General features: G+C 70.2%; 13 protein-coding genes. 10 read left to right on the plus strand and 3 right to left on the minus strand.

Annotated elements, in window-relative coordinates; genetic code table 11:
• The first annotated feature begins 74 nt into the window (after positions 1-74).
• Positions 75-1,364: an ATP-binding protein gene (locus HF885_RS06800; RefSeq protein ID WP_170104200.1), complete on the plus strand. Its 1,290-nt coding sequence runs from the start codon at positions 75-77 to the stop codon at positions 1,362-1,364.
• 11 nt (positions 1,365-1,375) lie between these two features.
• Here the strand turns inward: HF885_RS06800 and HF885_RS06805 are convergent, their stop codons facing one another.
• From HF885_RS06805 to HF885_RS06815, 3 genes are read right to left on the minus strand one after another with little or no spacing between them, the layout of a single operon-like run.
• A complete protein-coding gene (locus HF885_RS06805) occupies positions 1,376-1,885 on the minus strand; it encodes a cupin domain-containing protein (protein WP_170104201.1) in 510 nt (169 codons plus the stop codon).
• On the minus strand, positions 1,866-3,197 hold the full coding sequence (locus HF885_RS06810) for an amidohydrolase family protein (RefSeq protein WP_090861244.1): 1,332 nt from the start codon (positions 3,195-3,197) through the stop codon (positions 1,866-1,868). Before HF885_RS06810 ends, HF885_RS06805 begins: the two co-directional genes overlap by 20 nt.
• A complete protein-coding gene (locus tag HF885_RS06815; RefSeq protein ID WP_170104202.1) occupies positions 3,194-4,843 on the minus strand; it encodes an adenosylhomocysteinase in 1,650 nt (549 codons plus the stop codon). Before HF885_RS06815 ends, HF885_RS06810 begins: the two co-directional genes overlap by 4 nt.
• A 69-nt stretch (positions 4,844-4,912) precedes the next feature.
• Here HF885_RS06815 and HF885_RS06820 point away from each other — a divergent pair, with 69 nt between their 5' ends.
• The 9 genes from HF885_RS06820 (at position 4,913) to fabG (ending at position 11,870) form a co-directional block, all read left to right on the plus strand.
• Complete coding sequence (locus tag HF885_RS06820) at positions 4,913-5,404, plus strand: S-ribosylhomocysteine lyase (RefSeq protein ID WP_090844785.1); 492 nt, start codon at positions 4,913-4,915, stop codon at positions 5,402-5,404.
• Between the two features lie 4 nt (positions 5,405-5,408).
• A complete protein-coding gene (locus HF885_RS06825; RefSeq protein ID WP_170104203.1) occupies positions 5,409-6,107 on the plus strand; it encodes a 5'-methylthioadenosine/adenosylhomocysteine nucleosidase in 699 nt (232 codons plus the stop codon).
• Between the two features lie 65 nt (positions 6,108-6,172).
• The gene (locus tag HF885_RS06830) at positions 6,173-7,045 is read left to right on the plus strand and encodes a biotin--[acetyl-CoA-carboxylase] ligase (protein WP_170104204.1); all 873 of its coding nucleotides are present in this window, start codon (positions 6,173-6,175) and stop codon (positions 7,043-7,045) included.
• Between the two features lie 203 nt (positions 7,046-7,248).
• Positions 7,249-7,842 (plus strand): MarR family winged helix-turn-helix transcriptional regulator, encoded by a 594-nt coding sequence (locus tag HF885_RS06835; RefSeq protein WP_170104205.1) that lies wholly within the window; start codon positions 7,249-7,251, stop codon positions 7,840-7,842.
• A complete protein-coding gene (locus HF885_RS06840) occupies positions 7,842-8,819 on the plus strand; it encodes a beta-ketoacyl-ACP synthase 3 (protein WP_170104206.1) in 978 nt (325 codons plus the stop codon). The genes HF885_RS06835 and HF885_RS06840 overlap by 1 nt, the downstream gene beginning before the upstream one ends.
• A 123-nt stretch (positions 8,820-8,942) precedes the next feature.
• A complete protein-coding gene (locus HF885_RS06845) occupies positions 8,943-9,176 on the plus strand; it encodes a phosphopantetheine-binding protein (protein WP_090861250.1) in 234 nt (77 codons plus the stop codon).
• Between the two features lie 50 nt (positions 9,177-9,226).
• On the plus strand, positions 9,227-10,171 hold the full coding sequence (locus tag HF885_RS06850) for a nitronate monooxygenase (RefSeq protein ID WP_090844800.1): 945 nt from the start codon (positions 9,227-9,229) through the stop codon (positions 10,169-10,171).
• Complete coding sequence (locus HF885_RS06855; RefSeq protein ID WP_170104207.1) at positions 10,159-11,115, plus strand: ACP S-malonyltransferase; 957 nt, start codon at positions 10,159-10,161, stop codon at positions 11,113-11,115. Before HF885_RS06850 ends, HF885_RS06855 begins: the two co-directional genes overlap by 13 nt.
• A gap of 2 nt (positions 11,116-11,117) precedes the next feature.
• Entirely contained in the window at positions 11,118-11,870 is a 753-nt protein-coding gene (fabG, locus tag HF885_RS06860) for a 3-oxoacyl-[acyl-carrier-protein] reductase (protein WP_170104208.1), read from the plus strand.
• Positions 11,871-11,885: the final 15 nt, after the last annotated feature.

An 11,885-nucleotide genomic window follows, 5' to 3' on the forward strand; every position in this document is an offset into this window, starting at 1 on the left:
GGAAAAACGGTACCATGGGTCTTAGCAGGGGAGATGTCCCCCGTGTGGAATGACCTGATTCTGGAGGGTATCGAATGTCCATCACGCCCGAAGGGTATCTGCCGCGCCTTGTTGACGAGAAGGTTGAGCGGTATCTGCGGATATTTGGCGCAGTGGAAATCGGCGGCACGAAGTGGTGCGGCAAGACGTGGACGGCCCTTAGGCACGCGAACAGCGTGAGCTACGTTGACCAGAGCCTGGCACTTGCCACGGATGACCCGAGCTCGATGCTCGTTGGAAAAAGACCGCACGTCGTCGACGAGTGGCAGCATGTCCCAACGATATGGGACTACGTGCGTCACGAGGTAGACAGCGCGAGGGGGGCCAGGGGCTCCTTCATACTCACGGGGTCCTCCTCACCTCTTGTGCGCGAGAAGGACGGTCTGCCGCAGCATAGTGGTGCGGGTCGCATTGGCAGGGTGCGTATGCGGCCTATGTCACTGTATGAGAGCGGGGATTCCGTCGGAAGGGTGTCGCTCGCCGGCCTTTTTGCGGGCGAGTTCGAGCCGGTGCAGGTGAAGACGGACGCGCAGAAGTTGGTGGACCTTGCCTGTAGGGGAGGCTGGCCGGAAGCGATTGATCTTTCTGCCGCGGACGCGCAGCAGATAGCACGAGAGTATCTGCGGCTGTTTCGCATGTCGACGGTGCCCGACCAAGGCAAGGATCCCGAGCTGATGAGGAGGATGCTCTTCTCGCTTGCGAGAAACCTGGGCCAGGCAGCGACGTACAGGACTATTGCCGCGGATGCGGGGGACTCCTCTGCGGGCGAGCCCTTGAGCGAAGGCACCATCTCCTCATACCTCGGCTTGCTGAGGGCGGCATACCTGCTGGACGAGGTTCCGGGGTGGGTTCCGCCAGCACGCTCCGCGAAGCGCGTGAACACGAAGCCGAAGCGCTATCTGGCGGACCCTTCCCTCGCGGTGGCGCAGCTGGCCCTGCTCCCGGGTGCGCTGCTTGCCGACTGGCAGACGTTTGGCCTTGTGTTCGAGAACCTCTGCATGCGCGACCTTCAGGTGTATGCGGAGGCGCAGGAGCTGTGCAGCGACGTGCCCGTGCGGTACTACCGTGACTCCGCAGGTCTCGAGGTGGATGCCATAGTGGAGCTTGCGGACGGTAGGTGGGGCGCGTTCGAAATCAAGACGAGCGAGGCGAAGGTGGAGGAGGGCGCAGCGAGCCTGAGGCGCCTGCGCCGCAAGCTGACGCAGAACCCGAGTGCCCGCGTGAGGCCGCCGGAGTTCATGGCGGTGATAACGGGGGTGTCTGAGTACGCGCACCGCGTGGAGGATGGCATCTACGCGATACCGATTTGCGCACTTACGGCATAGCGCGAAAGCCGTTAGCGGTCTTCCAGCCTGAAACCCGCGTACACGAAGCCCGGGCTCACGACGCATGACACGAGGGCGTCCTCGCCTGAGGGGACGGTGCGCTGCCACACGCCGGCGGGGACCACGAGCTGCGTGAGGGCTCCGTCCTGGTCCACGCGCAGCGTAGTGGCCCTAAGCTGGGCGGGGTCCGGCGCCGCGCCCGAGCCGGCGAGCTCGATGGTGACGGCGCCGGGGCCGTGCCAGAGCCAGAGTTCGTCCGCGTCGACGACGTGCCAGTCGCTGGAGTCGCCGGCGGGCAGCAGGAAGTAGATGAGCGAGGCCAGCGGGCGCGCGGACGTGGAGTTCTCCGAGAGGTCCGCGGCGCCGGCAGCGGTTGCTGGCGCGTCGTCGGCGGGCGTGCCGGTTGGCGCCGCGATGGGAGACTGCCACGTGCGGCGGTACCAGCCGCCTTCCGGGTGCGGTGCCAGGTCCAGTGCGTCGATCAGGCGCTGGGCGTACGGGCTAACTCCAGATGCGGTCATATGCGAGCCTTCCCTCGATGACGGTGGCGCGGCAGGTGCCGGAGCCGTGGCGGACGAAGCGCTCCAGCGTGTCCTCGAGCGCCTGAGGCGACGTGACGTCGACCGGTACGTCGAAGAACGCGAGGTCGGCGGATGCGCCGACGTTTATCTGACCGATGCGCTTGGGACCGCAGTTGAGGCCCATGGCCTCCGCGCCGCCGAGCGTCATCATCCTGATGAGGCGGTGCGAGAGGTCGAGCTCCTCGTAGCCCTGGCTGATGGCGAGGTCGTACAGGAACGCGACGTCGTCCAGGACGTCGAGGCTCGGGCTCGAGGAGAGCGAGTCCGTGCCGACGGAGAGGGGGTTGCCCTCCTCGAGGTAGCGTGCGATGGGGGCGTCCGCCTCCGTGCAGGTGATGCGGTTGGAGCGCGGGCAGAGCGCGACCGAGACGCCCCTCTGGCGCAGGATCCTGCGATCTTCTCGCGATGCGTGCACGCCGTGTGCGATGTGGACGTCCGGCCCGAGGACGGCGAGCTGGTCGAGAAACTGGATGGCGCTTGCGCCGGCGCCGGCGCGCTTGAGGTCGTTGAAGCTCTGCCACTCCGTGCGGTTCCACGCCCACGACGTCTGGTTGGTGAGGCGCGACGGCAGTTTGCCGGCCTCGGCCGGGGTCTCGCCCAGGTGGATGTGGAGCCTCATGCCCAGCTGGCGCGCGATGTCCGGCAGGTCGAGCAGCGGGCCGGAGCCAAGTGAGTACGGCGCGTGCGGGCTGATGCCAAGCTCCGTCACGCCCATGGCGCGGATGGCGCGGATCTGGTCTAGCAGGTCTTCCGGACCCTTGCGCCGCCAGTCCTCGTTGTTCCAGTCCATAACCTCCCAGTAGGCGATGCCGTGCATGCCCTGGGACGCGAGCGCGTCGGCCGCCTCCACGTCTGACACGATGTCCGCCGCGGCCGTGGTACCGGCCTCCACCATCTGGCGCGCGCCGTCGTGCGCCCACTGGCGCCACGGCTTGGGCTCCGGGCTGTCGTATATCTTGTTGAACGCGAGCTCCCAGTCGCGAAAGCTCGCGTACGTGCGCGAGCCGACGGACGCCATGCCGGTGTACTGCAGGTGGGTGTGGGCGTTCACCAGGCCGGGCGTGACGAGGCCGCCCCAGCGGCGGAGCTCCACCTGCGAGCGGTCGTCCACGTCCTCCGCGAGCTTCTGCCGCACCCAGTCGCGCGTGCCCACGTGCAGGACGCGGCCGTCGCGCACCGCGACGGCGCCGTCGCAGATGACGGGGCCGGTGACGGGGATCACCAGCGGGGCTTCGTACAGGGTGACGCTCATGCGTGCCTCTTCCGGTTTGTTGGGGCGGGGGTGGTGCCGGCGGTGTCGGCGTAGCGGGTGACGCGCCAGTCCGGCACGAAGGTGGGGGTGGACGGCGCGCTCTCCGTGCGGATGCCGCGCGTCTCGAGCGCGATGGATGCGATGCGGCGGTCGACCTCGGGACCCAGCCGCAGCACCTTTGCAGGCAGCGACCCCGCGTGGCGCAGCAGGTGCTCCACGGCGGCGAGCTGCACGGCGAAGCTCAGGTCCATGATCTCGATGGGGTTGCCCGGGCCGGCGGCGTAGTTCACGCCGTCCCCGGACGCGAGCAGCCTGAGCGTGGGCCCCTGGGGCACGTCCAGCCACGAGACGCCGTCCTTCTCGCCCGGGCGCAGGGTACCGCCCTGGGAAAGCACCTGGTCAAGGGCCACCTCGTTTGCGATGCCGCCGATGACTGCGACGGTGGCGCCGTCTGGCAGCAGGCGGAGAGCGTCTGCGGGGAGCGTGTGGCGCACGCCCGTGGCCGAGACCGCCATGTCCGTGGCGGGAAGCGCGCTGTCGAGCGGCGCGACCGCGAAGCCGGCGAAGCTCGCCTCAAGCGCGCGGACGGGGTCCGCCTCCGCCACGGTCACGCGCGCGCCCAGCGCCCGCACGCGGCGGGCGAAGCCCTCGCCGACGGGGCCAAAGCCCACCACGGTGACGCGTGCACCTCCGGCGGCGGAGAAGAACGACGGCCCTACGAGGGACATCGTCGTGGCGGCGCAGGTCTCTCCCGTGCCGTGGCGGTTGTCGAAGCCGGTCTTCAGGCGGGAGTCGTTGACCGCCACGACGGGAAACGGCAGCTCGCCTTCCTGCTGCATGGCCGTGAACGCGCGGACGCCGGAGGTGGTCTCCTCCGCGACGCCCACGAGCCTCGCCGCCAGGGTCGGGCGCTCCATCACCATGAGGCGCGAGAAGTTCGCGCCGTCGTCGATGACGACGTTTGGCCGGATGCGATCCATGAGGCGGAGCGACCCCTCGCGCTCCTGCGCGGGCGTCCACGTGGCGTCCGCCTCTATGGCGTAGCCGCGGGCGCGGATCTGGTTGGCGATGGCCTGGTCGCATTCGTGCGCGTGGCAGTACACGCCCACGGTGGCACCGGCCGCGGCAAGGCGCTCCACGAGGACGGCCGTCTTTGGCTCCACGATGAGGCTGAGCGCGATGTGGACGCCCGCGAGCAGGCCTTCCGCCGCGATCCGGCGTGCGAGCTCCGCCGAGACGGGCATGCCCCTCTCGGCGCGCGCCCAGGCGTCAGCCGCGGAAAGGTCCTGGCGTTTGGGCAGTTCGGGGTAGGTAAAATCCGCCTGTGCGGCATCGTTCGTAGGGACGAGGCCCCACTCCGCCATGCGCAGGGCAAGCGCCCCGCCTCCGCGCGCGAGGTCCTGCGCGTCCACGAGCACGCGCGAGCCCGCAAGCGATGAGTTTGTGGCCTGCGCCCACGCGCAGGCCCAGTGTGCGAAGGTGTCCGTGGTTCCTCCCGGGTCGCATTGCGGCGCGTCCTTGCGGCGCGCGCCGACCGTCGTGGAAACATGATATGCGAAACCGGATGGCGTGGGTTTCTCCCGTGTTTCGGACCGCGTGTGATGCCTTTGGAGAACGCGCGGTCGCACCTCCTGCGGCGGGTACATGAAGTATCGTCACTACGAACGCAAACCGCTCCGCGGGACTACCCCCGGAGCCCAACGACAGGAGACACCATGGAGCAGATCGCAAGCTTCACCATCGACCACCTTCGCCTGGAGCCCGGCGTCTACGTGAGCCGCGTCGACCGCGACCCGGCGTCCGGCGCCGTCATCACCACCTTCGACCTGCGCCTGACCGCACCCAACCGCGAGCCGGTCATGGACACGGCCGCCGTGCACGCCATCGAGCACCTGCTGGCCACGTTCCTGCGCAACGACGAGGAGTGGGCGAGCCGCATCGTGTACTTTGGGCCCATGGGCTGCCGCACCGGCTTCTATCTCATCGTGTTTGGCGAGTGCACGCCCAAGGAGGTGCTGCCGCTGGTCACGCGCGCCTTCGAGTTTGCCCGCGACTTCGAGGGGGAGATTCCCGGCGCAAAGCCGGCGGAGTGCGGCAACTGGCACGACGCGGACCTGAACCAGGCGCACTGGTGGGCCAGGCGCTACCTGGACAACACGCTGTACGCGATCGACGACGCGCACATGACCTACCCCGGCGCGGAGTAGGCGCGTGGCGCTGGGAATCATTGGCGCGATGGACGTCGAGGTGGAGCTGCTGAGGGCCCACCTCGACGGCGTGCGCGTGACGTGCGTGGGTGGCATGGAGTTTAGCGAGGGCCGCCTGGGCGGTACGGACGCGATCGTGGTGCGTTGCGGCGTGGGCAGCATCAACGCCGCCATGTGCGCGCAGACGCTCGCCGTGCGCTTTGGGGCGGACCGCGTGGTGAACACGGGCGTGGCCGGCTCGCTGGACGCGCGCGTGGGCATAGGCGACGTGGTGGTCTCAACGGACGCAGTCAACTACGACATGGACGTGCAGAACCTGGGCTACCGGCCCGGCCAGTGCCCCGGCATGGACACGCTTGCGTTTGCGGCGGACCCGACGCTGCGCCAGGCCGCCGTTTGCGCGGCGCGCGCCGTGGCGCCGGAGGCGGGCGTGTTCGAGGGGCGCGTGGCCTCAGGCGACAAGTTCGTGCACGAGGACGCCATGCGCCGGTTGATCGTTGAGGAGTTTGGCGCGCTGTGCTGCGAGATGGAGGGTGCCGCCATCGCGCAGGCGTGCCACGTGAACGGCATCCCGTTCGCGATCGTGCGCACCATATCAGACGAGGCGAACGGAGCCTCCGCCGCGGACTACCCCGCGTTCGAGCGCAAGATGGCCCTGCGCTGCGCGGCGATCGTGGAGCGCATGGCCGCCGGCTTGGCGTAGGCGCCCGCCACGGATCACGTGGCCGCGGCGGCCTTGGCCGCGGCTGTGCCAGGAAGGGGGATCGCATGGCGAGAAGAACGGGCCTCCCGGCCGTGGAGGTGCTTGACGCGTGCGAGTCAACCAACGACGAGGCCCTGCGGCGCGCACGCGCGGGCGCGCCGCACGGCGCGGCCGTCGCCGCGGTGAGGCAGACGCTGGGGCGCGGCCGCAGGGGACACGTGTGGGTGTCCCCGCCGGGCGGGCTGTACCTCTCCGTGGCGCTGCGCCCTGGCGTTGCGCGTGAGTGCCTGCGCGCCATCCCCGTGGCCGCCGGCCTGGGGGCGCTTGACGCGTGCCGTGCGCTCGGCGCGACGACGCCGCGGCTGAAGTGGCCAAACGACCTCGTGGTGCCAGGGCCCGACGGCGCATGCAAGCTCGGCGGCATCCTGGTGGAGCTCTGCCTGGGGTCGCGGCCCACGGGCGCGGGCGCAGCGGCGGATGGTGTCGCGGGCGCGAACGACGCCGCCGTGTGCGGCATCGGCGTGAACCTCTCGCGCCCGCAGGGCGACGGCATCCGCCCGCAGGCGGTGCGAGACGGCATGCCCGCCCCGCTTCCCGCCGCGTACCTGGACGAGTGCGGCGCCCCTGCCGCGGCCGGCGACTACGCGGCCGTGGCGACGCTGTTTCGCGACGCCATCGTGCGGCGCGTGGACGCATGGGCCGAGGGCCTCTCCGGGGGCTGCCCGGCCGAGCCGCTCGCGCCCGTGCTGGAAGAGTACCAGGCCAGCCTCCACGGCCTTGGGGGCACGGTCGTGGCCGTCACCCCCGAGGGCGCCGTCGTGGGGCGGGGCACGTTCTTCTCCGTAGACGGAACCGGTCGTGCGGTGCTTGCGCTTCCGGGCGGCGGTACGCTTTCGCTTGCCCCCGAGCAGGCGTCGCTGAGGCCCATTGGGAGCTAAGCGGCGCTACAAACCACCAATTTACGCAATCTGCCTGCAAAAACGTAAGAGCCTGAACCAGAGTGCCCCCGTGTGCGCAATGTGTGTGCCCGGGGGCAAATTCGTCTTTCTCCAAAACTTTATGTTGACACGTCAACATACGTCGCTACACTCGAAATAGTTAGACAGGCTAACTAAATTGGCGACGGGAGGGGAGCGGGCCCATGGCTGCACCACAGGAACGCGGCGCGAGCGGCGCACGCGACGGCGCTACGGCGCCCACGCCCGCCCGCGACATCGACGTGAGCGACGGCTACGCGTTCATGTCAGAGATCTCGAGCCTCCTGGGCAGCACGTACGAGTCCATCGACCAGCTGGAGGAGCTCACGCGCCGCGCGCAGGGGATCGACCTCACCGTGGCTGAGCTGAACCTGGTTGAGGTCGTGGGCCGCGCGACGCTGCACAAGGACGCGACCATCACCGTGTCCGAGGTGGCCCGCGCGCTCGACATCCGCGTGCCCTCCGCCACGGCCGCCGTGAACCGCCTGGTGCGGAAGGGCTACGTCCGCAAGCGGCGGGACCCCAGGGACGCGCGCCGCGTGAACGTGGGACTCACACGCGACGGCGAGAAGGTCCTCCGCCTGCACGTGGTCTTCAACCAGCGCATGGCAGAGGAGGTCTCCGGCGGGCTCTCGCTCGACGAGCGCCGCGTGCTGCTAGACGGCATCAGGCGCCTGGAGCAGTTCTATGCGAAGGCGCAGCAGAAGCAGCGCGACTACCTCAGGCGAACGGCGGGTCAGAAGGGGGGCAGGTCATAGTGGCGTACACCATCGTGGGAACGGGATCGGCGCTGCCGGCGCGCAGCGTCACCAACGACGAGCTCTCGGCGTTCCTGGACACGAGCGACGAGTGGATCCGCACGCGCACGGGCATTCGCGAGCGCAGGGTCAGCACCACGGAGTCGCTGGACCAGCTCGCGGAGGAGGCGTCCTGGCGCGCGCTCGAGTCCGCGGGCGTCGACGCGTCGCAGCTCGACCTCATCGTGTGCTCCACCACTACGGGCGACCACCTGATGCCCGCGGAGGCGTGCGCCGTCGCGGAGCGCCTGGGCGCCGCGTGCCCCGCGTTCGACGTGTCCGCCGCGTGCTCCGGCTTCGTGTTCGCGCTCGACGTGGCCGACGGCTACCTCTCGCGCGGGCGCGCCGCCACGGCCCTCGTGCTCTCCGCCGAGAAGTGCTCGCGCATCATGGACTGGGCGGACCGCTCCACCTGCGTGCTGTTTGGCGACGCCGCCGCGGCCGTCGTCGTGCGCGCCGGCGGCGAGTCGCCGCTGTGGTGCCGCCTGCGCACCATACCCAACGTGGCCGCGCTCGACGTGCCGGGCGTCGCGGGCACGAGCCCGTTCGATACCACCGCGGGCACGGCCCCGGCAAGCGCGCTCTCCATGCGCGGCAGGAGCGTGTACCGCTTCGCCGTGACGGAGGTCGTGCGTGAGCTCCGCCAGATGGAGCAGGCCACGGGCATCCCCCTGGGCCAGGTGGACCACTTCGTGCTCCACCAGGCAAACGAGAGGATCGTGGACGCCGTGGTCGAGCGCCTGGGGCTGGACCCGTCCCGCGTGGTGCTGAACCTGGCGCACACGGGCAACGTCTCCAGCGCGTGCATCCCGCTCGCCCTGGACGGCCTCGCCCGCGCGGGAAAGCTCGCGGAGGGTCAGCTCGTCGCCCTCGTCGGCTTCGGCGCGGGTCTGGACGTGGCGTCGACGCTCCTGCGCTGGGAGGCCGCGCCAAGCTAGGCGCCCCGCGCTTCTCGCCAGCCGCGGCCCCCGCGTCGCGCGCGGCGTCAACAAGGTATCCCGGGTGCCGGATGGCACCCTCGTTCGCGCCGGTCCCCGGCGCCAGAAGATAGGAGATAAACCATGGCAGAGTCCACCTTCGATCGCGTCGTCAGCATCCTCAAGGACCAGGAGGGCTTGGACGATGTCGAGCTCACCCGCGACACCAACCTCGCGAGCGTCGGCCTCGACTCCATGGCCACCGTCGAGGCGGTCATGGCGTGCGAGGACGAGTTCGGCATCGAGATCGACCCCGAGGCCAACCCCCAGACCGTGGGCGAGTTCGTCGACCTGGTCGACGGCCTCCTTCAGAAGTAGACCGGCTTCCACACTTCCGGCAAACCCCAAACGCTAAGGACCGAACGCACATGATCAGGACCCCCATCTGCGAGCTTCTGGGAATAGAGAAGCCCCTGTTCCAGGGCGGCATGGCGTGGATCGCGGACGCGAGCCTCGCCGCCGCCGTCTCCGAGGCCGGCGGCCTCGGCATCATCTCGGCCATGAACGCCGGACCCGACTGGGTGCGCGAGCAGATCCGGGACGTCCGCACGCGCACGCAGCGCCCGTTCGGCGTGAACGTGATGCTCCAGAGCCCGTTCGCGGCCGAGGTCGCGGACGTCGTGGCCCAGGAGCGCGTTCCCGTGGTCGTTACGGGCGCGGGCAACCCCAGCAAGTACATGCGCGCGTGGAAGGACGCCGGCGTGAGGGTGATCCCCGTCGTGTCCTCCGTAGCGCTCGCGCGCCTGTTGGAGCGCGCCGGTGCGGACGCAATCGTCGCCGAGGGCGGAGAGTCCGGCGGGCACGTGGGCGACCTCTCGACCATGGTCCTGGTGCCGCAGGTTGTGGACGCCGTCAAGGTGCCGGTGCTCGCCGCGGGCGGCATCGCGGACGGTCGGCAGGTCGCGGCCGCGTTCATGCTGGGCGCGCAGGGCGTCCAGGTGGGCACCCGCTTCCTCGTCGCCACGGAGTGCACGGTGAGCCAGGAGTACAAGGACCGCGTCATCAAGGCGAAGGACCTGTCCACCATCGTGACCGGCCGCAGCATCAACGGCGCGGTGCGCTGCCTGAAGACGCCGTTCTCGCAGGAGTTCGCGCGCAGGGAGCGCGAGGGCGCCACGGCGGAGGAGCTCGCGAGCCTTGGGGCAGGGTCGCTGCGCAAGGCCGCGAAGGACGGCAACTACCAGGAGGGCTCGTTCATGGCCGGCGAGGTTGCGGCCATGGTGCACCAGGAGCAGACGGCCGCCCAAATCGTGGACGACCTCATGGACGGCGCGGAGCGCTGCCTGAAGGGGGCGACGGCATGGGTGTGCTAGGCGCGGAGGCGACCCCGCGGCCAAACGTCGCGTTCCTGTTTTCGGGCCAGGGCTCGCAGCGTCCCGGCATGGGGCGTGCGCTGGCCGAGAAGAGCGCGGCTGCCAGGGCCGTGTTCGATGCGGTGGACGCGGTGCGTCCGGGCACGAGCGCCCAGTGCTTCGACGGCACGAAGGAGGAGCTCGCGCTCACGGCGAACACGCAGCCGTGCGTGCTGGCAGTGGACCTTGCGTGCGCGGCGGCGCTCGCGGAGCGCGGCGTCGTTCCGGCCGCCGTCGCGGGCCACTCCCTCGGCGAGCTCGGCGCACTCGCGTTCGCGGGGGCGTTCGACGTCGAGGCGGCCATGCGCCTGGCCGTGGTGCGCGCCTGCCTCATGACCCAGTGCTGCGACGCTCACCCCGGCGCCATGCGCGCCGTGATGAAGCTTGCGCCGGAGCGCGTGGAGGAGCTCGCCTCCGAGGCGGGCGAGGCGTGGGCCGTCAACTATAACAGCCCGCTCCAGACCGTGGTCGCGGGCGCGCCGGACGCGTGCGAGCGGCTGGACGCGCTCGTGCGCGACGCCGGCGGCCGCAGCATGAGGGTCGCCGTGTCCGGCGCGTTCCACAGCCCGTACATGGCGGACGCCGCGACGGGACTTTCGGCCCACCTTGCACAGCACGCGCCGGCGTCCCCGCGCATGGCATGCTGGGCAAATCTGACGGGGCGTCCGTATCCGACGGAGCCCGCGAAGGTGGCTGCAACGCTCGCGAGCCAGGTGAAGAGCCCCGTCCGCTGGGCGGACGAGCTCCGCGGCATGCAGGCGGCCGGCATCGACACGTTCGTGGAGGTGGGCCCCGGCCACACGCTCACGGGCCTCGTCAAGCGCACGCTCGACGGCGTCCGTGCCATGAGCGTGGAAGATCCTGACCAGCTCGAGGCGGCTCTTGCCGCGATTGCGGAGGGCTAACAATGGACGAGAAGGACACCACGCGCCGCTGCGCCCTGGTGACGGGCGGCTCGCGCGGCATCGGTCGCGCCTGCGCGGAGCGCCTCGCACGCGCCGGCTTCGACGTGGCCATCGTGTATGCCGGTAACTCGGAGGCGGCCGCGGACTGCGTCGCCGCGCTCGAGGCGCTTGGCGCGCGCGCGAGGGCGTACCGCTGCGACGTGTCGGACGCCGCCGCCGTGAAGCAGACGGTGAAGCAGGTGACCGACGACTTCGGCCCCGTGTGGGCGCTCGTGAACGACGCGGGCATCACGCGCGACGGCCTGTTTGCGCGCATGCGCGACGAGGACTTCGACCGCGTGCTCGACGTGAACCTGAAGGGCACGTTCAACATGGTGCGCGCCCTCGCGCGCAACTTCGTGCGCCAGCGTGGCGGGCGCATCGTGAACGTGAGCTCCGTCGTCGGGCTCCACGGCAATGCCGGCCAGGTCAACTACGCCGCGTCGAAGGCGGGAGTCATAGGGCTCACGAAGTCCGTGGCACGTGAGCTCGCCGGTCGCGGCGTCACGGCGAACGCCGTCGCGCCAGGCTTCATCGCGACGGACATGACGGAGAAGCTCCCGCAGGACGTCCGCGACGGCTATGCGGCCAGGGTCCCGCTCGGGCGCCTGGGCACGGCCGAGGAGGTGGCCGAGGTGGTGGCGTTTCTCGCCTCCGACGCCGCGAGCTACGTGACGGGCGAGCTCATACGCATCGACGGCGGCCTTTGCATGTAGACGGGCGCCTTTGCG

The sequence above is a fragment of the Parafannyhessea umbonata genome (genome assembly GCF_012844235.1).
Classification (GTDB): domain Bacteria; phylum Actinomycetota; class Coriobacteriia; order Coriobacteriales; family Atopobiaceae; genus Parafannyhessea.